Origin of the sequence: Haliscomenobacter sp. (assembly GCF_965225875.1) — a bacterium.
GTDB lineage: Bacteria > Bacteroidota > Bacteroidia > Chitinophagales > Saprospiraceae > Haliscomenobacter.
Genome location: NZ_CBDDBS010000002.1, coordinates 1096603 through 1118451 on the forward strand (window position 1 = coordinate 1096603; position 21849 = coordinate 1118451).

General features: G+C 47.7%; 13 protein-coding genes. 1 reads left to right on the forward strand and 12 read right to left on the reverse strand.

The window, feature by feature from the left end; genetic code table 11:
* Positions 1 to 78 precede the first annotated feature (78 nt).
* The 4 genes from ACO08K_RS07245 to ACO08K_RS07260 all read right to left on the reverse strand — a co-directional run bounded on the left by ACO08K_RS07245 (position 79) and on the right by ACO08K_RS07260 (position 5686).
* Complete coding sequence (locus ACO08K_RS07245) at positions 79 to 2415, reverse strand: glycosyl hydrolase family 28 protein (protein ID WP_421795721.1); 2337 nt, start codon at positions 2413 to 2415, stop codon at positions 79 to 81.
* Between the two features lie 343 nt (positions 2416 to 2758).
* Positions 2759 to 3838, reverse strand: coding sequence for a pectate lyase (gene pelA, locus ACO08K_RS07250; protein WP_421795722.1), 1080 nt, complete (start codon positions 3836 to 3838; stop codon positions 2759 to 2761).
* Positions 3839 to 3948: 110 nt separating this feature from the next.
* The gene (gene kduI, locus ACO08K_RS07255; protein ID WP_421795723.1) at positions 3949 to 4779 is read right to left on the reverse strand and encodes a 5-dehydro-4-deoxy-D-glucuronate isomerase; all 831 of its coding nucleotides are present in this window, start codon (positions 4777 to 4779) and stop codon (positions 3949 to 3951) included.
* Positions 4780 to 4921: 142 nt separating this feature from the next.
* Complete coding sequence (locus tag ACO08K_RS07260) at positions 4922 to 5686, reverse strand: SDR family oxidoreductase (RefSeq protein ID WP_421798298.1); 765 nt, start codon at positions 5684 to 5686, stop codon at positions 4922 to 4924.
* A gap of 235 nt (positions 5687 to 5921) precedes the next feature.
* Here ACO08K_RS07260 and ACO08K_RS07265 point away from each other — a divergent pair, with 235 nt between their 5' ends.
* The gene (locus ACO08K_RS07265) at positions 5922 to 6938 is read left to right on the forward strand and encodes a LacI family DNA-binding transcriptional regulator (RefSeq protein ID WP_421795724.1); all 1017 of its coding nucleotides are present in this window, start codon (positions 5922 to 5924) and stop codon (positions 6936 to 6938) included.
* Positions 6939 to 6975: 37 nt separating this feature from the next.
* Here the strand turns inward: ACO08K_RS07265 and ACO08K_RS07270 are convergent, their stop codons facing one another.
* The 8 genes from ACO08K_RS07270 to ACO08K_RS07305 all read right to left on the reverse strand — a co-directional run bounded on the left by ACO08K_RS07270 (position 6976) and on the right by ACO08K_RS07305 (position 21461).
* Positions 6976 to 8706, reverse strand: a complete 1731-nt coding sequence (locus tag ACO08K_RS07270; protein WP_421795725.1) for a T9SS type A sorting domain-containing protein — start codon at positions 8704 to 8706, stop codon at positions 6976 to 6978.
* 82 nt (positions 8707 to 8788) lie between these two features.
* Positions 8789 to 10456 (reverse strand): DUF4957 domain-containing protein, encoded by a 1668-nt coding sequence (locus ACO08K_RS07275; RefSeq protein WP_421795726.1) that lies wholly within the window; start codon positions 10454 to 10456, stop codon positions 8789 to 8791.
* Positions 10457 to 10526: 70 nt separating this feature from the next.
* Complete coding sequence (locus ACO08K_RS07280) at positions 10527 to 12341, reverse strand: RagB/SusD family nutrient uptake outer membrane protein (RefSeq protein WP_421795727.1); 1815 nt, start codon at positions 12339 to 12341, stop codon at positions 10527 to 10529.
* A 21-nt stretch (positions 12342 to 12362) separates the two neighbouring features.
* The gene (locus ACO08K_RS07285) at positions 12363 to 15614 is read right to left on the reverse strand and encodes a SusC/RagA family TonB-linked outer membrane protein (RefSeq protein ID WP_421795728.1); all 3252 of its coding nucleotides are present in this window, start codon (positions 15612 to 15614) and stop codon (positions 12363 to 12365) included.
* Positions 15615 to 16092: 478 nt separating this feature from the next.
* On the reverse strand, positions 16093 to 16698 hold the full coding sequence (locus ACO08K_RS07290; RefSeq protein ID WP_421795729.1) for a DUF416 family protein: 606 nt from the start codon (positions 16696 to 16698) through the stop codon (positions 16093 to 16095).
* 79 nt (positions 16699 to 16777) lie between these two features.
* Entirely contained in the window at positions 16778 to 17872 is a 1095-nt protein-coding gene (locus ACO08K_RS07295) for a DUF4249 domain-containing protein (RefSeq protein WP_421795730.1), read from the reverse strand.
* Between the two features lie 102 nt (positions 17873 to 17974).
* Complete coding sequence (locus ACO08K_RS07300; protein WP_421795731.1) at positions 17975 to 18646, reverse strand: SGNH/GDSL hydrolase family protein; 672 nt, start codon at positions 18644 to 18646, stop codon at positions 17975 to 17977.
* A 160-nt stretch (positions 18647 to 18806) separates the two neighbouring features.
* Positions 18807 to 21461, reverse strand: a complete 2655-nt coding sequence (locus tag ACO08K_RS07305; protein WP_421795732.1) for a choice-of-anchor L domain-containing protein — start codon at positions 21459 to 21461, stop codon at positions 18807 to 18809.
* Between the last annotated feature and the right edge of the window lie 388 nt (positions 21462 to 21849).

A 21849-nucleotide genomic window follows, 5' to 3' on the forward strand; every position in this document is an offset into this window, starting at 1 on the left:
GCGCAAGCGCGAAGAGCACATTTTTTCTTCACCACCTTAGAAACCAAAGACACCTTAGAAATCACCTTAGCAATAGTTTTACTTGCGGTTGTACACTTTGGCTGATACCTCCGTAGCCAATTCCACCTCTTTCTTCGCCTGCTTCACATCCGTATTCAACAAACGCACATCCGCCGAGCGCTGCCCACTGATGTGCAGCAACAAATCCATCGGCCCTTGGTAACGGATGCCATCCAAGGTTACCTGTTTGCTGTTTTGCACCTGCATCAGGCGTTTTTCCTCGGTGAACAGACCAATGTTTTTGAGCTGAATGTTTTCCGCTTCTACACAGACCAGACCCTCGGTGCAGCTCAGGTTGGCATTTTCAATGCTGATGTTGCGGATGGGCATTTCGGGCAGGCCGCGGATGAGGATACCCGTTGCAGCGCCTTGGCAAACAATGTTTTTGATGTAAAAATTGCGGAATTGAGGGGTGCCTTCACCCAGTGGTTCTGCCTTCATTTCGGGCAGCACATTTTTTTCGCCGTTTAGTGCTACCGGATCTTTGGCCATGTAGTACATATCAAACAAGATGGCTTCGCCAGGGATATTGGTCATGTTGATGTCGCTCACGTAGATGTTTTCCACGATACCACCCCGACCCCGAGCAGTTTTGAAACGTAGCCCTACATCCGTGCCGAGGAAATTACAATCCGACACAAAAAGATTGCGCACCCCACCCGACATTTCGGAGCCGATGACAAATCCGCCATGTCCGTGAAAAACGGTACAGTTGCGTACGATGATGTTTTCGGTGGGAACACCACGTTTGCGGCCTTCGGCATCGCGACCCGATTTGATACAGATGCCATCGTCACCAGTGTCAAAAGAGCAGCCTTCCACCAGGCCATTGCGGCAAGATTCCAGGTCGAGTGCGTCGTTGTTTTGGCCGTACCAGGGGTTGCGTACGGTCACGTTGCGCAAAGTGATGTGCTCACAAAGCAAGGGGTGAATCGTCCAGGCAGGTGAGTTTTGGAAAGTGATGCCTTCCAGCAATACTTGCGTACAACGGGAAAGGGAAACCATGTTGGGGCGCAGGAAATCCTTGAACTCATTGCAATTGTTCAGGTTGAATCCGGCGGAAAGGATACCCGGCTTTTGGATTTTCACCCCATTGAGGGAATTCTGCGATGGGTACCAGGTACGTTTTTCTTCATCCAAGACCCCGCCGGAAGCCACGAGTTTTTTCCATTGAGCTTCGGTAAGTTTTTCTTTTTTGACTTGGCGCCATACTTGTCCAGCGCCGTCCACCATGCCCTGGCCAGTAATGGCTATATTTTGGGCATCCACCGCCGAAATCGGCGCCTGGCAACGAATGGCGTCCTGGCCTTCCCAGGTGGTTTTTACCAAGGGATAATCTTCTCTTTTGTTGCTGAATTGTAATAAAGCCCCCTTGGCGATGTGCAGGTTCACATTGCTTTTGAGCACAATGGGGCCAGTGAGCCAAAATCCGTTAGGGATCAGCACTACCCCACCCCCGGCTTCATTGGCCTTAGTAATCGCCTGATTGATGGCGGTCGTATTCAGGGTGATGCCATCAGATTTTGCGCCATAGCGCAGGATATTGAAAGTGTCCTTGCGGAAAACGGCTGGAGCTATTTTGGGCAGTTCATATTCAAATTTGTCGGCAAAACGGGTGGTTTTGAGCAAACCTAATAGTGGATTGCCAATCTCCTTGATGCCCCCAGCGGCCAGGCTGGCCATTACACTGGCGCCATATTGGGAAAAATGGGTATCGTCAATTTTACCCTCCGGGAACTTGGAATACATCTTCCCGGGCAGGTGCATAAACAAACTTTTGGACCCTTCGACCCCCATTTTTTCAATCACCACGCGGCTTTGCGCATGCATGTCAATCAGTGGAACCCCTAAGGCTTTAGCTACTTCTCGTACCACTTGGGGGTATTCACCATGGGTGTCCACGAATTGGCCTTTTTCGTCAAATTTGCGGCGCATGACCGGGGTTAGCAAAATGGGTTTGCCTCCTTTGGCCCTGGCTTCTTCTATGTAGCGAGTCAGGTTTTTCCGGTAATCGGTTTGGGGCGCAGCATAACGGGTGGTATCGGTATTTTTTTGGTCGTTGTGTCCAAATTGAATCAACACCCAGTCGCCAGGGCGCATTTGCTCCAGCACTTTTCCCCAACGCCCCTCGCTGCGGAAGCTTTTGGTGCTGCGGCCGTTTACGGCGTGGTTTTGTACTTCTACGGCTGCCGAAAAATATTGGGGCAGCACCATGCCCCAGCCCGTTTCGGGTGCATCAGCGGGGAGTTTATTCGCCATGGTGGAGTCGCCGATGAGGAAGATGCGGATTTTGTCTTCGCCGGAATGGAAGGCGAGGAAGGAGAGGCAGAGGCAGAGGAGGAAGATATTTTTCATAGTGCGGTATTTTGAGTGTGAATTGAAGCATTCCTGGTTTTATGGCTTAGGTTTTGTTTTAGCTGGTACAAGTCTCCAGACTTGTACCAACATTTTCGCGTCTCTGACGCATGAGCAACGCGAAAACATTGAATAAACACACGTCAGAGACGTATCAATATTGGTACAAGTCTGGAGACTTGTACCAGCGCCAGCGCCTAACATTAGAACCAATCGACCCTGCCTAACGGCACAAAGCAAAGCGTCGTCTACGTCTAACTTTGTGTCCTCTGTGTTTCTTGGTGCTTTCTTTGTGAAAATTGTGTCGCTTTGGAATTATTTTGAAAATTCGTGATGATTCAGGTTATCGTTCATGTTTCATTTTCCACTTCGGGTAGTCCACTTCAATCAACTTCGCAGGCCAGCTGCCATAGTATGCATAACCCGTACGGCGCTCATTTTCAATCTCCGCCAAAGTGGCCTTGGCTTGGCTATCGCGGCCTACGAAGAAGGGCTGATTGGTATTCAGGTCATAAAAACGCGCCCAGAGCACCGAATTGGGATCGGCAACCACCACCCGGTCTTTGCCTTTTGGCTGATTGGGATCGGCGATATCTTGTAACTTAATGCCTTTGATTCTGACTGCATCCAGCCAAGCCACTCCAGCGTGAATGGCTTTTTTTACCGCATCCGAAGGTTGTTCAATGGTCATCAAAAAGCGCAGGATGCCGACACTTTCATTTCCACTGAGGGAGGGCAATTCAAACGCACGAGCTTTGGCAGGTTGCAGGGTTTTGCTGTCGTGCTGGGCACACCAAACCGTCAAGGTAGTTCCCTGATAAAATTGAGTTTTCAGGATACACTCAATGCCTTTTTCCACCGCTTTTTGTGCCTCGGTGCCCAATGTTTTTTGCAAAGGTTCAAAGTGTTGCTGACCCGTAGCCGTGTATTTCATCACCCAAAGCACATCGATCATGGCTTGATCGTTGTAGGTGATGTGTTTGTGGTAGCCACTGGAATCGGGGTAAAATTGCGGCCAGCCACCGGCCTTATTTTGCGCCTGGAGCAGGTAGCGCACCCCATTTTCGGCGGCTTTCAGGTAAGCCGGGTTTTTCGTTTTATCGTGCATTCCCATCAGGTATTTGATCTCACGCGTTGTAGCTTGATCATCGATGGTTGCATCGAGTTTGTTCTTTTCGCTGAGGTACTTGTTTTTTTCGCTTTCGCTGAGGGCTTTGTTGTAGTTAATGGCATTGCCGCCGGGTTGGGGCCAGCCACCATTGCTACGCTGAATGAGCAACATTTTTTCGGCAATGGAATCCTGGACTACGGCTACCGGATTGGGCGCAGAAGGGACTTGCTGCTGCACGTGGCAGCCACTCGTCAACACAACGAATGGCGACCCCAGCAAGGCAATCAGGAAGCTTATTTTTTTTATGCCCATAATTGTGTGGTAGTGGAAAAATGAATTGAGTGGGTAAGATCGGATGAGGAGACGCACGGCCGTGCGTCTCTACGGTGCGCTACCCCGGTTGTACTGTGCACTCAAATAAATCAACGCAATACGTCAACGGGTTGTGGATCCATATCCGTGTATTCCTGATTTTCGCCAGCCATTCCCCAAATGAAGGAATAGCTGCTGGTGCCCGAACCCGCGTGGATAGACCAGGGCGGTGAAATGATGGCCTGGTGATTGGCTACCCACATGTGCCGGGTTTCTTGCGGCTTACCCATCAGGTGCAGAACCCTTTGGTTGTCGGGGACATTGAAATAGAAATAAGCCTCCATGCGGCGATCGTGTACATGCGGAGGCATGGTATTCCAAACACTACCAGGAGCCAATACCGTCAGGCCCATCACCAATTGGCAACTGCGGATGCCTTCCAGGTATATGTACTTGTAAATGGTGCGTTTGTTGGCCGTTTCCATTGCTCCCATCTCCACCGGAGAAGCTTCTTCCTTAAGCAAACGCCGGGTGGGATAATTTTGGTGGGCTGGCGAAGACAAGAGGTAATAATGGGCAGGAGAGTTGGCGTCTACACTTTCCAATACAACTTGTTCATTGCCTTTTCCCACATAGAGGCAGGCCATGAATGGCAAATCGTATACCTCGGCGCCCACTTTGACCCGGCCATCTCCACCTACGTTGATGATGCCCAATTCTCTTCTCTCCAAAAAATAATTGCTGCGCAAAATGGGATAAGTGGGGAGTGCCAAACCGCTAGTCGTAGGTGTGGCACCGCCGATGATGACCCGATCGTAATGCGAATACACCAAATTGATTTCGCCAGGTACGCAGACTTTTTCAATCAAAAAATGCTCGCGCAAAGCCTGACTGTTCAGGTTTGCAGTTTCTTTGGGGCCGATTGCGTTACGGATTTGCATATTTTTTAAGTTGAGAAGTTGAGGAAAGTTGAGGAAGGTTGAGGGGTTGAGAAGTTGAGGCTGCCGCGAGCTACTTGGATGCGATCTTGTCTAAGTCGCTGCGGTAGCCACACCCACACTATCACACCCACACCCACACCTATTATCTCCCCATCCAACCGCCATCGACGGTTAAAATGGTGCCATTTACATAACTGGAAGCCTCGGAAGCCAAAAAGACGACGGGGCCTTTGAAGTCTGCGGGTTCACCCCAACGGCCAGCCGGGATGCGGTCCAGGATGGTTTTGCTGCGTACAGGGTCGTTGCGTAGGGCTTCGGTGTTGTCAGTAGCAATGTAGCCAGGGGCGATGCCGTTGACGTTGACCCCTTTGCCTGCCCATTCATTGGCAAGGGCTTTGATCAAACTGGCAATGGCACCTTTGCTAGCTGCATAACCGGGTACGGTAATTCCCCCTTGAAAGGACAACAGTGAGGCCGTGAAGATAATTTTCCCACTGCCCCGGGCTACCATTTCTTTTCCAATTTCGCGGGCAAGTACAAATTGGGAATTGAGGTTGATTTCGATGACGCGGTCCCAATATTCATCCGGGTGTTCGGCGGCGGGTTTGCGCAAGATGGTACCCGCGTTGTTGATCAGGATGTCGATGACTGGAAAATCCTGCTTTACTTTGTTGATGAAGGCATACAGTTTGTCTCTTTGGCTAAAATCGGCCTGGTAAGGGTAAAACTTACGCCCTAGAGATTGCACATAATCGCCAATTTCGCTGCCATTCAATTCCAGGCTGGAGGATACCCCAATGATGTCTGCTCCGGCTTCGGCAAGCCCTTCGGCCATGCCCCGGCCAATGCCTCGGTTGCACCCGGTAACTAAGGCAACCTGATTATCCAGCCTGAATCCATGCTCCATGTTCATCATACAATAAATTAAAAATTGAAATTTTATTTTGACAAAACTAAGGATAACCATACGAAGCTAGGCCGAATATTGGCTATGTTTTAGTTCATTTGGCTAATTTTCTACGCAAACGTTATCGGGAACGTTTGCATGGGCAACTTTTTTTAAAATAGTTTAGGGTAAATCTTGAGTCCTTGCGTCTTTATGGCTTATATTGTCTATTACTTAGTCGACTAAAAAAAACTCTTTGGAACCAGTAACGATTAAAGACATTGCCAAGGCACTCAAGTTGTCTACCTCGACGGTCTCCCGAGCCCTGCGGGATAGTTATGAGATCAATGCTGAGACCAAACGTATCGTGCAGGAGTACGCCACCAAAATGAACTACCGCCCCAATCCCATCGCACAAGGGTTGAAGGAAAACCGCAGTCGTGCAATTGCCGTAATTGTACCCGAAATTGCCAACAATTTTTTTTCAGAAGCCATCACCGGGATTGAAGATGTTGCCAATAACCTTGGCTATGATGTAGTGATTTTTCAAAGCCACGAGTCTTACGAAAAAGAAGTCGCGAATGTGCGTAACGTAGTAGCCAGGCGGGTAGATGGCTTGCTGATTTCCATTTCCAACCAAACCAAGGATGTGTCCCACCTGAGTGACTTGCACGAGAGAGGCTTTCCCCTGGTTTTTTTTGATCGGGTTTCGGACGAGATCGATACCTACAAAGTCGTAGCAGACAATTTTTCGGGGGCCTTTATGGCCACCGATCACTTGCTGAGCACCGGCAAAAGATACATTGCACACATCACCAGTGCAGCGGGTTTGTACATTACCAAGGAGCGATTATCGGGTTACAAGTCAGCGTTGGAAAAACATGGCATCCCTTATGACCCTGACTTAGTACACTATTGCCGCAATTTTGACTCCCAAGAAATGGATGGCATCATCGAAAACATGTTGTCAAAACATCCCCGGCCTGATGCCATTTTTACCGCCAGCGACCGTTTGGCATTGGCTTGTTTTGAAGTTTTATCGCGGCGGGGTATTCGCTGCCCCGAAGATCTGGCATTGATCGGTTTCACCAACCTCAAAGTGGCACATCTCCTGTCTCCTGCCCTGACCACGGTCACACAGCCCGCCTTTGAAATTGGCCAAGCTGCGGTGGAGTTGTTGATTGATTTGATTGAAAAAAAGAAGCGACACATGGGCGGCTCGTATTTGATTAAGTTGCCAACGGAATTGGTGGTGAGGGCCTCGTCTGTGTAAATAATCTTCTAACCATCTCGGAAGTATTAAAACGATTCTATTGCTTAATGATGTTTTGTGTATAAATCGCCCCCTTGCTGATGAGTTTCAGCAAGTAGTTTCCCTTGGGGTACCGAGATAAGTTCATTTCCAGTAACTGCTCTTTTGCAATCCCTCGTGCCGTACTATCTACCTGCCGACCACTAAAATCATACAGAAATATCTGTTCAATTTCGGTATCCGATAAATTCTGGATGTTGAGTAGCCCCTTGGTTGGATTTGGATAAATATTGATCCTGGCAGCATCGGCATTGATCACCGGAATGCTGCTTACAACATTGGTCTGGAGGCTATTCAGGTAAACTTCCAGCATGGTATACCCCTCGGCATTGGTCGTGTTGCGATCGTTGGCGTTTTCGGGATTCAAGCCGAGGGATAACTCCCAGGCGTCGGGCATGCCGTCTTTATCACTATCGAGGGGTGCAGTTGCGGACTTGTAACTTGGAAAACCACCAACATCACTGGGTTTATCGATGATACCAGATGGATGGGTAACCCCTGTAGATGTAATCGTTTTGTAGGTTGCACCTTCGTAAGTCGCTTTTCCTTCCAGCATTTCCCGGATGATGCGGGCATCGATGGGGTCTCTTTCGGGTAAAATGGCACCAGCGTAACGGGCTACAGAATCGTAGGCACTGGTGGCCGCAATGGGCACAAAATCAGAAATATTATAAGGGATAAGTTGTTTGGCTTCCCGGATCAAACGGTCGGCATCAGGGTGGTTGCTGCTTTTTTGTACCCCTTTGGTCCAGTTGTCGGCGGTCACATCGGGGTAGCCGTGCACGTAATTGCCGTGAATGTAAAAATCGCCACCCCAGATGGTATCGGTGCCTTCCAGGTAGAAGTTGGAATAGTTCAGGATGCGGTTGCGCTTGTTGGAGGCACTGCTGGTGGTCAAATTACCGGGGGTGGCGGGACCTGCTTTGTAGTAATTGTTGATCATGTTGTATTTGCCTCCCTCACCACCATACGCGCTATTGGTACTACCCCAGTTGTAAATCACGTTGTTGCAGAATTCCAGGCTATCGCCAAAGGTCTGACTATCGTAACGGGTACCATTGAAGCGGGGGGTGCGGCTGGTGTGGTGCGCAATGAGGTTGAATAGATAGGAGGAATTTGCACCACCAAAAATACCGGCATAGCCGTGATTGCCCTTGGCGTGAATAGACTTGTACAGACTTTCGCTGATGATGTTCCACTGTAAGGTCACGTTTTTTACATCGTAAAAACTGGTGGTCTCATCCACCGACCAACTCATAGAGCAGTGGTCGATGATGATGTTGCGGTAGGCTCCTGAAAAACAATTCAGGGCGTCGTCTTCAGAGGCTTGAGCATCGCCGTGCCGGAAGCGGAGGTAGCGGATGATGATGTTATTGGCCGAGATGTTTGTGGCATAGTTGGCGAGGCAGACGCCTTGCCCGGGGGCGGTTTGCCCGGCAATGGTGATATTGGGCTGTCTTAACACCAGCCGCGATTTCAACTCAATGATTCCTGAAACCCGGAACACAATGGTGCGGTTGGGTTTGCTGACTGCATCGCGTAAGCTGCCTGCTCCTGAATCGTTCAGGTTGGTCACTTCGTACACTTCGCCGCCGCGACCGCCAGTGGTGTATTTGCCACCGCCCATTGCGCCGGGAAAAGCTAGGGGTTGGGCGATAGTTGCTTGCGAAAAAACGATTCCCTGAACTAGGCAAAGCATCACTGCGATACCTGTTATTTTAGAGGCCATTACATTTGAATTGAATGAAAACTGAGAGGCATTAATCATCCCGAATTCGAAAATTCGGGATGACTAATGATTAAAAATAAGGTTACAACTTCACCCGCCAACGTGGATCCCCACTAGAGGTTTTCCCCGCAAAACCTGCGTCAGCAATTGCGAAGTTCCCTTTACTTGGGTCTCTCCACAGCTTAGTAGCTGTACCTGAGTAGTTCAAGGCAGGGAATCCTGGTAATTCAGATCCTGCTACAGCCGCAAAATCGGAAGTTGCCCAGGTGTTCAAAACGGATACAGTTGTACCCGCAAGGCCTTCCTTAAAGGTTACGGTTTTGCTGCCACTAGCTGCTTTGTCCCAGCCAGTTCCCCACACGGAGTTTGAAATGGTCAAGCCTTTTAAAATATCGCTCCGACCAGCACCACCTCTGTATCTGATGGTTTTTTGCCCTGCTTCGGTGAATTCATTAAATGTACATGCATCAATCAAGAAGCTTTGTGAGTTGGTGCGAGAAGTAGCGATGAATGAGATCTGGTAAAAAGTGGAATTGAGCAGCTTGATGTGGTCAACTGCAGCTTTGTCCGCACCGTCAGTATCCGTTGTAAAAATCCCGTAGCTGCCGATGTTGTAAACGACACTATTGCTGATGGTGTAATTTTTAATGAACGAATCACTGCGCAAACGGGCAATCCCCCGCATACTGGTCAGGGTACAGTTTTTAAAGAGTAGATTAGTAATAATAGTAGGAGCGCCGGAGTTGTTGATGTTAAAAACGTAAACTGCACCAGGGTCGGATCCAATGATATCGAGGTCCTCAAAAATGACGTTTTCAATGGTTACACCTGCTTTTACCCGCCAATCTCCAGTAGTATAGAGTTGTGCTTTTGCTTCCGTGAGCTCATACGCACCTTTGATGGTTACGGATTGGCTCAACAGGTTAGTTGCAGCCGGAAAATTATAACGTACTCCTTTCTTCAACAAGATAATGCTTCCTTCCGCAGCTGTAGTCAATGCTGCATCAAGTGCATTGGGCGCTTCGTTGGTAGTAAGGTCAATTACATTGGGATCGCCGGGATAAACGCCTTTTTCCAAAGTCTTATAATCTACAAAACCCCGCAAGCTGCCCGTGCTGTAAATGGCTACCAAATAACTCGTAGCTGGCGTCAATTTGTCGATGATCACTTCACCCGCAGTGTTCTGACCAGAACTTACCGCATAGGTACCCAAAGCGTTTTTCAGCTTCTTATCCGTAGCATTGAATACCTTCACCTGATCGATGGGAAGACCAGAGGGGGTCCAACGCACCCTTGCCAGTACATCGGTTACGTCAAATGCTCTGGCTGCCAACTGGATGGAAGGCAGCGGTTCCGTACGAATAGACCCCAATAGAGCTGGCCTACTATTAAACTGCGGATCAGCAGCAATAGCCGTCACCCTCACTTGATACAGGGAATTGTAATCCAGATCCTCTCCAACCAGGCTTTTGTTTACAACCAGGTAGGTGGTATCCGTTGTAAAAGTATACAGTGGAGTGGTTTTGAATGAATCCTGGCTGATTTCGAATTTGTAGGAAACCGCCTCCTTCATTTTAGCCAATTCAATAATGATGGTATTGAGTTTGGCCGACAGTGCGCTGTTCAAGGCTGGCCTGAACAATCTGGTTTCTTCGTATACCTGTTCCTCTTTTTTGCAACTGCCCAACAAAAAGATCAGCGCAGTACAAAAAGCGATGGGGAAGACCGTATACTTAGCAATATTTTTCATGGTTGAATTTTGACATCAGAGCTTGTTTAAGTTTTTTGTTCGGGCTACAAACTTAAATAAGCTCTCAAGGTTATTTAAATTGATAGCCGCTGTTGTTGATCTTGCCCTGGCTGGCGGCAACCGCTTCTTCCGGAATCGGGAAAATGTAGCGCGCTACTCCCGGAACAGGTCCGTTGTAGTAAGGCTCCCAATCTTTGAGGACAAAATCGGAATAGGTGGCCTTGGTCGCGTCATACATGGCTCTGGTAAAAGGAACCCTGGTCCAGGAAGCGTCGGGGGTGGTGTTTATCTTGGAATTTGGATTCAGGACGATAAACTTCCCGGCATCATTGCGCTTCCAGTACATGTAATCAGGCAAGTTGGCGTATTTACCCGTACCCGCCAGCGCATCATCAACCATCTGCTTTTGAATATTGACAATTTCTTTCATTTTTTGGGAATAAATCCCCCAGCGGATCAACTCGTATTTTCTGATCATTTCGCCGCCAAATTCCCAGCCTCTTTCATCTACGATGGCGTTGAAAAAGTCGGTTTTGTTGGCCGATCTGGAATCAGTGTAAGCATCAACTTTTTCTGCCCAAAGGTTGGAAGGGAAAGCTCTTTGACGAACCCTCTTGAAGGCATCTTTTGCAGCAGCAGTTGGCCCGTTCAGTTCGTTTTCGGCTTCAGCGTACATCAACAGGATGTCGGCATAACGCATCATCGGCCAGTTGATCCCGGTTCCTTTGGCAGAGTTTTGCCCTTGTGGTGTAGTCAGGAAATAACGACTCCATTTGCCCTGTGCGATGTTGGTTGCACCAGCAAACTCCTCTTGAAACTTGGTATTTACCTGATACAATCCGCAGGTTACATCTCTCCGAATATCCGTTGTATCAAAAGAACAATAGTAACTGATCGGAACGGCCATGTAATTGTTACCAGAACCCAAAGCATGAGAAGCAGTGGCCCCACCCTGAACCGTAATCCCGATATTCCAACCCACGTCACCATTGCCTAGTGCAAAAGGTACTTCAAAAAGAACATCCGAATTTACGGTGGTAATGAACTTGCTTTGGTTCAGGAAAACCTGACGATAATCCTTAGGCAGTGGGCGATCTTTAAGCGAAATCAACTTGGCTGTGTAATCCTTGGCGATTTGATAATAGGTTTTGTAATCCCCATCTCTAGTCATGGTCATATCGGGCTTGAGGTAGTAGCCACCTCTTTGCAGAGCCAAACGGGCAATCATGCCCAGGGTAAACTCCCGATTGACCTGTTCTGTACCATACTGGCACTGATCCGCCCAGAGCATTTTATCTTCGATGGCTTTGAGGTCATCGATCAACTGGGTCAAAATGACGTTGCGATTTTCGCGAGGCAGGTAAAAATCAACCCCAGCTTTGGGGGCTTGACGAACGTTCGGCACATCGCCAAAATAGTAAATCAACATGCTGTACCAGTAGGCACGTATGGTATACACCTCGCCCAACATGTTGTACATCAGACGCTTGGTTTGTGCGTCTGGCGACTCTAGAGCGCCGCTGCTTTCGATTCCTTCAATGGCAATGTTTGCATCGCGGATGGAAGTATAGGCCGAATTCCAGAATTGGCGGAGGTCACCATTGGTGGACAATGCGTCCAAATTCCAGATTTGGTAACGGTCGCTGGAGCTGGACCAACCACTTTGGCGCTCGATGTCGGTATTGCCCGTCATGTTGTTGGACAAGCGAGACCTGAAGCCATCGGTTCCAAACTGTACATAGGCGGCGTTTACCCCTTTGCGGGCATCGTCCACATTTGAAAATACATAGTTACTGTCAAAGGTCGACAGTGAATCTGGCTCCAGAAAATCAGCACAGGAAGCCAGAGAAAGAAGCAAGGCAAAAATGAATATATTCCTTTTCATCGTTTTCTACTTTACAGGTGATTAAAAGTTGACGTTAACCCCGGCAGTATAAGCTCTGCTTCTTGGGAAGGAAGAATAATCGACACCAGGAGTAAGTTGGTTGTAGCCACTGCGGCCTGTGCTCACCTCGGGGTCATAGCCACTGTACTTGGTCCAGAGCTTCAGGTTGCTGCCGGCGAGGTACACGCGAACTTGACCGATCTTCAGTTTTGAAGTCAAAGCCTTGGGAAGGGTGTAACCAATATTCAGGTTGTTCAAACGAATAAAAGAACCGTCTTCTACTGCCCAGGAGTGAATCACGGCTTGTGCTACACCGTAGCTGGCGTGTGACCAGATTTCCTTGCCGGCATTCATTTGAGCCAGCTGGTTCAGGTCGGTGACTACCTGGCCTGGCGTTCCCGTTACCGCCCCATCAAAGTCAATGTAGGTAAAACGTTTGTCGGAACTCATGGTGCTCAGGAGGTTGCCATAAGTAACCCGTCTGAATTGGTTGTACTGGATTTTTCCGGTGTTGTACACGTCGTTGCCCAGCGACCAGTTGAAGAAAATGGCTGCATCAAACCCTTTAAACACACCACTCAGGCCAAATCCGCCTTGTGCTACGGGCAGTGCATTGCCAATCACTTTACGGTCTTTGCTGGTGATTTGTCCGTCGCCATCCAGGTCTTTCAATTTCAAAAAGCCAGGTCTGAGGCGGGTGTTGCCCACCGTTCCACCAGCGTTTGGAATCCCTTCTTTCAAGGTGTAGGTACCTGTAGTTGCATTATACCCTGCAAAATCGGAGGTCTGGTAAAAGCCGTCGGTTACATAACCATAAATGTCACCCACTTTGCCGCCCACTACGATGTAGTAATCGTCGCGGTCTTTCAAGTCGGTACTCGCCCAGTTGGATTGGAAGAAACGAGAGTTCGTTCCGTCAAGTGCATCAATTTTGGCTACGTTGTGGCCTACGGTGAAGTTGGCAGTCAGCACATAATCGCGGTGTTCCAGAACATTGACATTGAGTCCCAGTTCCACCCCTTTGTTGGAAGTGCTACCGATGTTGTTCCATTGGGTGGTGAACCCGGTATTGGATGGAATGGCAGATTGCAACAACAAGTCTTTGGTGGTATTGTAATAGAAGTCGAGGCTACCGGTGATTCTTGATTTGTAAAAGCTGAAATCAAGACCAGCGTTGCGGTTGATGGTCGTTTCCCAAACCAGATTGGGGTTGTACAAAGTGGAGCCGGAAGGCGTGTAGTACGGATTGTCAAAATTGCCAAAGCCAGGTCCGCGCAGGGTAGAACCTACGAACAAAAGCTGGGTAGCGGTAGAGTTGATGCGGTCGTTACCCGTTTCGCCGTAGCTGAGCCGCAGTTTCAATTCAGAGACAGCGTCAGAGTTTTTGAGAAAATCCTCCTCTGAAATCTTCCAACCCAAGGCAAAAGCGGGGAAAATCCCCAGGCGGTTTTCGGCAGCAAATTTGCTGGAAGCATCAGCTCTCACCGTAATCGTGGCCAGGTACTTGTTGTTGAAGCTGTAATCGAGGCGACCAAACCCAGACACCCGGTTTTCATCGGTGAAAATTTGGGTCTCCAAGCGGTCGGTACGACCAAAGGTCATGTTGGCAAACAATTCTTCAGGCGTAATCGACAAGCGGAAGTCTTCAGAGCGGATAAAGTCGGATTTGCCGCCATTGGAATACACCTCGTGACCGAGCAAAATGTCGAAATTGTGTTTGGAGGCCAGGTTGAATTTGTAGTTGAGCGTATTCAGCCAGCGGTAAGAGTCAACAATGGAAGTCCCTTTTTCACCCAGAGGCAGGTTGCCCCCGTTGTTGAAGGATTCCCCGGTGAGTGGCCCGTAGAAGCGCAGATTTTCATTGAATCCTTTGGAGGTAGTGATGGTCGATTTGATGTTCAAATTAGGCGTAATGTCGTATTTGAGCGCCCCGTTGAGGATGTACTCGTTGTTGGTTCTTCTGCGCCAGTCTTGTTCGGCCAGTTTTACCGGGCTAACCAGACTGGAGATGAAGGTGGCAAAATCGTCGTTGGGATCGAGTTCGTTCAGGTTCAATTCCAGTTCATCAGCCAAACCATTGACGGGGCGGGTTTGCACAGCGTCCTTGACGTTTAACTGGGCGTTACCAGAAGTACCTGCACCATTCGTTACCGTATTGGTGAGGCGCGCAGTACCGGTGAATGTTAACTTTTTGCCCAGCTCTTGATCAATTTTAAAGTTGATCACATTGCGGCGGTAATTGTTGTTGAGCAACAAACCTTCATCCTGGTTGTTCGTAAAACTCAATGCCATTTTGGTGGTTTTGGTGCCCCCACTGATGCTGAGGTTGTGCGATTGGGAAGGCCGCGGCGCACCAAAAAGCTCTTGCTGCCAATCGGTAGGTTTCTTTTGTTTGTACAATTCCAAATCGTCGTAAACCCCAAAAAAGCGTTCAAAGGAGTTTAGGGCTGCGGTGGAGGAAAGTTTGGCGTACTCGTAGTTGGCCAATACAAATTCGTAGGGGTCGAGCACCTCGTATTTGCGGTCGTAAGGCAGTGTTTTAGCCTGATAAAAAGCGTTGTAACTTATCGATACTTTACCTGCTTTAGGCGTTTTGGTCGTGATGACTACAACCCCGTTAGCAGCTTGTGCGCCATAAATGGCCGTAGCAGCAGCATCCTTCAATACGTTGATGCTTTCAATATCGGAGGGTGCAATACCCCGGATTGAGCTTACAATGAACCCATCTACCACATATAATGGTGAGTTGTCTTGCGTAATGGAGCCCCCGCCGCGCACCCGAATCACCACATCGGCATCGGGCGAACCATCGGTGGAGGTGACGTTCACCCCGGGGAGGCGGCCCGCCATGGCTTGGGCTACGTCAGCAACGGGAATTTTGGAGAGCTCTTTAGCCCCTAATGAAGCTACCGAGCCGGTCATGTCGCTTTTTTTAATCGCTCCATAACCATAGTTCACTATGACCACTTCATCCAAAACGGAAGCGTCTTCCAGCATGACTACATCGACGGTCGTTTTCCCTTCCACGGAAACTTGCTGGGTTTTAAAACCCGTAAAAGAGAATTCCAGAATGGCATTGTTCGGAACGGTAAGGGAATAGGTGCCGTCAACATTTGTGGCGGTACCATTGGATGTTCCTTGTTGGATGACGCTGGTACCCGGTAACCCTGCACCTGAAGCATCTGTTACTTTTCCTTTTACTACTATTTGCGCATTGAGGAAGCCGCAAAATAGCAGGAGAGAAAGCAATAATAGTCCTTGCTTTGTAGGCATTTTTGTAGAATTTAAATCTATACCAATGAAAATTTGTGAAATTTCGAGCGCAAAAATTAAGCTAAGGTGCATGCTGAATACAGCATACCTCTGGCTGGGCTTCCACAGAAGCCAGGCACAGCAATAGCTTTTTTCCACATCAAAAACATAGAATGCCTGATCAAAAAAATTGATCCGGTTTTGAAATAAATAAACTGTCAAATGGGCCTTGACAAAAAAAAAGAGTAGTGGTAGGCAGTTTTTCAGTACGATATTAGGTTTTTATCCTTCTTTGTGTCTCAAGAGTAGATTTTTTTTTTACGCAAACGTTATCGGGAACGTTCCCAGCATTGTTTTTAAAAGTGGGGGGAGGGAAATCAAGGGATTGAGGTTGGTGGGGGGAATTTGGGGGTGAGTGATTTGTTTTTGGAATTGGTTGAAGAGCGGTGGTGGTCGGCGATTTGGTTGAGGAGAAAAGCAGCAGGTAAGTGTTGAGGTTTCACCCAGGGTAAATAGCCCTTAAATTGACCATTTCCGGAAACCGACGATTCATATCCCTCAATTTAAACACTTGCTCTTCATTGATAATTTTCACGGTTTGAACTGAGCTTAATAGCGCTTGTTGTCTTTCCAGCTCATTCAGCATAAAAGGGCTATCCGCAATTTTATATTCCAAATCTGCATCGGAAGGATCGAGGTCCAAATACTCTTGAATAAACATATCCACAGTTGCAATCGCTTGTTCTATCACTGTTTCCAGTTCTTGCAAGTCGAAATCATGTAACAAGCGGAGAAGTGAATGACAAGCGATACAAAAATCAAAAGCATAAGCTGCTACTCCTTCTTCTTCATCCAGGTCCGGAGTGAGCGCTTCGATTTGTTCTGAAAAACTGCTCAATGAAAATTTTTTGGTATCCGGAAAGGCTGTGATATAATCGAAACAAGCATTTAAAATTGCAGTGGCAGCTTTGATCTTTTCTTTGTCTTGTGAAAAAAAATAATCAAAATTTGCCTTCATTTTGTCAACAATCAAGCAAGCGAATAAGCCTTGTTGAGGAAAGGTAAGATGTAATGCCGTGTTGAATATTTGCTTTGCTATTTTCATTTTTAGTTCGGGATAAATCGAAATATAACTTAAGGCTATTTCTCCGGGAAATGCAAGCCCACACTTTGCATCAAGTCCTTCACCTATCCCAAAACCTCGGCTTCACCTTCGTCCGATAAACACTTTCCACACAAGGCACACAAAGTGTTGAGGCAGTGGGAAGAGGAATTGGATCGCAAGTAAAATAGCCAGGTTTAGACGTATTGATGCGGGAAATAAAATAGCCCCCTTCTTCCAGATCTGATACTTCAAATAATCCATATACCGCCTGACTTGAATCACTCACACAGGTCAAATTGCCTCGTACCGCCGCTGGAGCCGTATCAAAAAGACTCCCATTGTTGCTGGTCAATTGATCTACAGTTCGCCAATAATTGTAGGCTTCTTTGGAAATAGAGCGTTGTTGGATTTCGATGTAATAATCTCTTGGACAATAGGGAATTCTGGTGATAGGATGACGGGTGATCGTCTTACCATTGCTCAGTACATCGGAATAAACATTTGTGCAATTAACATAGCAGCGCACAATATCCCAGCAGGTTTCACAACAAGGTAAGCCAACCAAAGTAGCATAAGGTAAACCTCCCAACGGGATTCCATCAAATTGAGCACAATACGAAATTTGCTCAAAATGCACCCAATCCCAACGGTAAAAATCGCCCTTTGTATCCGGGTCATCCACATCTAGCAGCACTTTAAATCCATTCACCACCGCTCCAAGGCGTGAATCATTCACAATGATTTCTTCCCTGTACACTTTTTTGATGGGGGGGGCTTCCCTCAGGGTTTGGGGTAGGGATTCTATCTTGCGTTGATCGGGAGTCAAAACGTGGAGCACATAGGTTTTTCCTAGTTCTCCAACAAAATCTTTATCCAAAGGAATATAGTAACCTATCCGAGTGGGGTCGGGTTTGAAATTTTGCCTAAGTCCCAGATTATCGACGATCCATACCTGAGCGTCCAGGATAGGATAATTGAGCCCCCGGGTTGTATAGGGTGCCAGGCGTTGTATCCTTACCTCCTGCTTGCCCTTAGTTGTATTCAGGTAGGCGGAAATAGTGATCCCTTCATCCAGCGTAGGTAGTTCTATATCCACCGGTTTGGTACAGGCAAACAACCCGAATACCAGTACACTCAAACCCGGCCAAAGGGAGGGAAATATTTTGCGATTCATGTAGCTTGTTGTGATCAATGCAGCTTGTAAAATAGTTGCTATACTTTTAATAGCCAAATGAATACGCATTTGGGTCGGTTATTGGGCAAAAAATACAGTAGATTAGCGACTCACCATCCCTACCAACGACTCCACCCACCGTCCGTACATTTTACCAGATGGATGCAATAAATCTTTTGCGATCAAATCTTTATCTTTTAAGGCCTCCTTCGATATCGGCGTAATGTCACAATAGGCTACTCCATAACTTTCGCTAATCTCTTTATTAGCCGCATTAAATTCATCAATTTCCCGGCTGATGCGCCCAGCCTGAATGCGTTGCCCAAAGGGCGTAACCCCATAGTCGGGGATAGAAAGGACAATCACTTTCTTTTTATCTTTTCCGGCTAAATCGATCGCCCGTTTTAGCAGGTTTTCAAATTCAAGTTTGTACTGTTCCAAAGATCCGCCCCGGTACTGGTTGTTGACCCCAATCAACAGCGTTACCAGGTCCCAGGTGGTCCCGCTCAGGTTTTCCCGATCCATAGCCAGGCTGAGCTGATCGGTGGACCAACCGACGCGGGCGATGATTTTGGGCTTTTGAACTTTGATACCCTTTTGCTGAAGGGCTTTGACCAGCTGCATGGGAAAACGTTCGGCAACCTCGACACTGGTGCCAATGGTATAGGAATCGCCGAGGGCGAGGTAGCGCAGGGAATCACTGGCAGGCGTTTGGGACTGGCAAGCCCAAGATAATAAGCACAATGTAGTGGCAACAAAGAAAGTCTTCAACATGGATTCTCTTATTTTTTAAGCATCAACATAACTCTTCTAAGGTGCCTCTAAGGTGTCTGTGGTTTCTTAGGTGGTGAAAAAATATGCTCTTCGCGCTTGCGCGCAAGAGGTTTTATTTGAACCACCTAAGAAACCACAGACACCTTAGAAGCACCTTAGATCAGCGCATCAGCGTCACTTCGCCCTTGCGCATTTGCAATTGCCCATCAGCCAGTTCCACACTCACCACGTAGGTATACACACCGGGGAGCAAGTCCACACCTTTGTAACGCCCGTCCCAGCCGCGGCGGCCTTCGTTGGGCAAGAAGTCCTGGTCTTGATGGATAAGCAATCCCCAGCGGTTGAAAATCTGGATGCGCACCACCCTATGGATTTGGTCCCGATTGGCGTGAACCACCAGTAAGTCATTGAGACCATCTCCATTCGGGGAAAAAGCATTCGGGACGTATAGGTCAATTTGTTGATTCAGTTTAACATTGATAAACGCTGAGCCCAGGCAACCAAAAATATCTTCCATTATTATGGTGTAGGTATCGTTTTTGAGCGCCTGCAACTGAGGTTTGAGGCAATCGGTACAACTCAGGCCTCGGGCGGGCTGCCATTTGATGCTTTTGATCAAACTCTCGGGAATATTCAAATTGGGACTGAAGGTGTAATCTTGCCCCAACTCCAACAACACCGTAGGATCCAGTTCCACCATTTTGTCAAACCGAGAGGGCATGATGAAATTTTGGTTCACGATACACCCTGCCGCATCCTGGATGCGCAAGTCGTAACGATCACCAGAATTGAGCTGACTAAAAACCTGTTCGTTTTGAAAAGGATCACCGTTGATGCTGTACAAATAAGGTGGAGTACCTCCAGAAGCGGCAAAAGAAATAAAGGGGCCACTGAATTCCTGACAATCAAAGGTGATGGAATCCAGAGCTGGAGGTTGACGAACCTCTACCTCTACATTGGTAAAGCAGTTTTTGGCATCGGTGATGGTTGCTGCGTATTTACCCGCAGCAAGGTTTTGGATCGTTGGGCTATTGTCAGCACTGGCGTTCCATTTGAACTGATAGGGTGCGGTTCCCCCCGCCACTTCGACGCGGATGGAGCCGTCATTGGCCTGGTAACAACTTACCTGACGAGAGGTAGCAAGGGTTTTGATTTGATAGTTGCGGATTTCGGCCCTGCCACTCACTTTGCCTTCACAAAGGGCATCCTGAAAATTCAGTAACTCAATCCGCCCTTCGAGGTTGGTATTGATGGTGTAAGGATTGTCGAAGGTTTCTATTTTTTGCTGAGCTACCCCATTTATCGCGTAAGTAAAGGTATAGGGCGGAAAACCCGAGAAATAAATGGGGATTGAAACGGTATCATTGGAACAAACTTCGCGCAAGCTGTTGAGGCGAGCCTCGGGCGGTTTGCGGCGGCGCACGATCACCTGATCATCAATGACGCGGCCACAGGCATCTTTCATATTGACCCTGTAAGTAGTGTCTATTTTGGCAATAGCCTTGAATTGGGTCAAAGTATCTCCATTGCTCCAACGAATACGGTAGGGGCCTACCCCGCCACTTGGCTTCATCTGCAACAATACGGTGTCGCCGATGCAAGATTCCACCGTTTTTAAGCCAGTATTCAAAGGAGGTGGATCTTCAATGTACAATCGAGCGGTGTCACTAATACAAGAACAGGGAAAATCCAGTTCGAGGATGATGTCTTCCAGTCCTTCATTGGCCTGATCCAGAATGGATTCAATTTTAATGGTGGTAAAAACTTTTCCGCTCGGGATGGTGACTGAAGAAGGTAAGGGTTTAAAATCGGCACCGGATTTGGCCTGACTGGCATTGGCTACCCGAATCCCAATGGTCAGTGGTAAAGTAGTTTGAGTAGGGTCCTTGCGGCTAACCATAAATTGCCCTTCTCCACAGCCCTCAACAATGGTATCCTGTTGTACCCCATCTCCTACTGCCAGATTGATGCTTCCGCCAATGTTGAAACTTTCCGCTTCCAAAAAAACAGCAGAGTCAAATTGGCCATCGTTGACATCAGAAATGACCAGGCGCAGGTGGTAGGTCTCGCAGGGTTTGAGTTTGAGGGTAGCAGTCATCACTTGGGTGTAACCATCATACTGGATGTTGCCCAGGTTGGGGGAATTCGTCCAGGGAATGCCGCAGCGGTCGGCATCATCCTTGAGTTCGTTGTGGACGAAGTAATTTTGATTGGTATTGTGGTTGATGGTGTTGATCGAAACATAGTCCTTGCTTCCTGGCACCAGGGCTACATTGATGGCCTGATTGCTAAAAGGGCCATTGATCCCTGGGCCACTTACAAAAAAACCAAAAACATCGTTGAAGTTGGAACCAACAAACTCGCAGTATTCTTCAGATGCAAAAACGTAGCGGAAAGTGACAACCGAATCGAGTGGCACAAAATCAAATTCAATACCCACCGCATCCTGAATGTTTAGCTGAGACAATTGTTTCAGGTCGGGATCGCCAGTAAGGTCTTTAAAATCTCCACTGACCCGCCGGGAATCGTTGGGGCCTTCACTGTTTTCAATCGGGCCAGTCGACAAAAGCACACCCCGGTTGATGCCGATAATGGATTGGCCATTTTCAAAATAACCAACGCCTCCACTGTTGCCAATACCTTTGATGTTGAAGGTGTTGCGACATGCGCCCCCTACAAATACATCCTGAACCAGTCGTTCTACCGTGTAACGGTGACTGGCGTCGATACCGGCCAAAGTTGGAGGGTGCTTTGGCCCAGGATTTTGTCCGAACATTTCGATCAATACAAAGGCAACAGAGGCAATGTTCCACATAATGCTGTGAATCGGTCTTTGGAATTATGATTTAGAGCATGTCTAAATGTTTTTTGTTTTGCTACAAATGACCCAATTTGGGCTGAAAATAAAAATATTTAGACATGCTCTTAGTCCCCAATAAAGGTACGTTTTTACCGTTATTAAAATTGCAGTGTTAACATAAAAGCTTTTTGTCCCTCACCGCTTTTTATTCCCATACTAACCTTTACAAGGTATCTTTTGAACTTTACCCTGATTCACTTACACATCTATGACAAAAAGACTATATTTACGCTGCGTTTCTCCAACGCTTATATGTTTTTTTACTATCTTTAAGAGGCTATCTACACCCATCTATGCCCCCTTCGGCTATTGCTAACAGAATACTCCGCGTAGTGCTCTGACT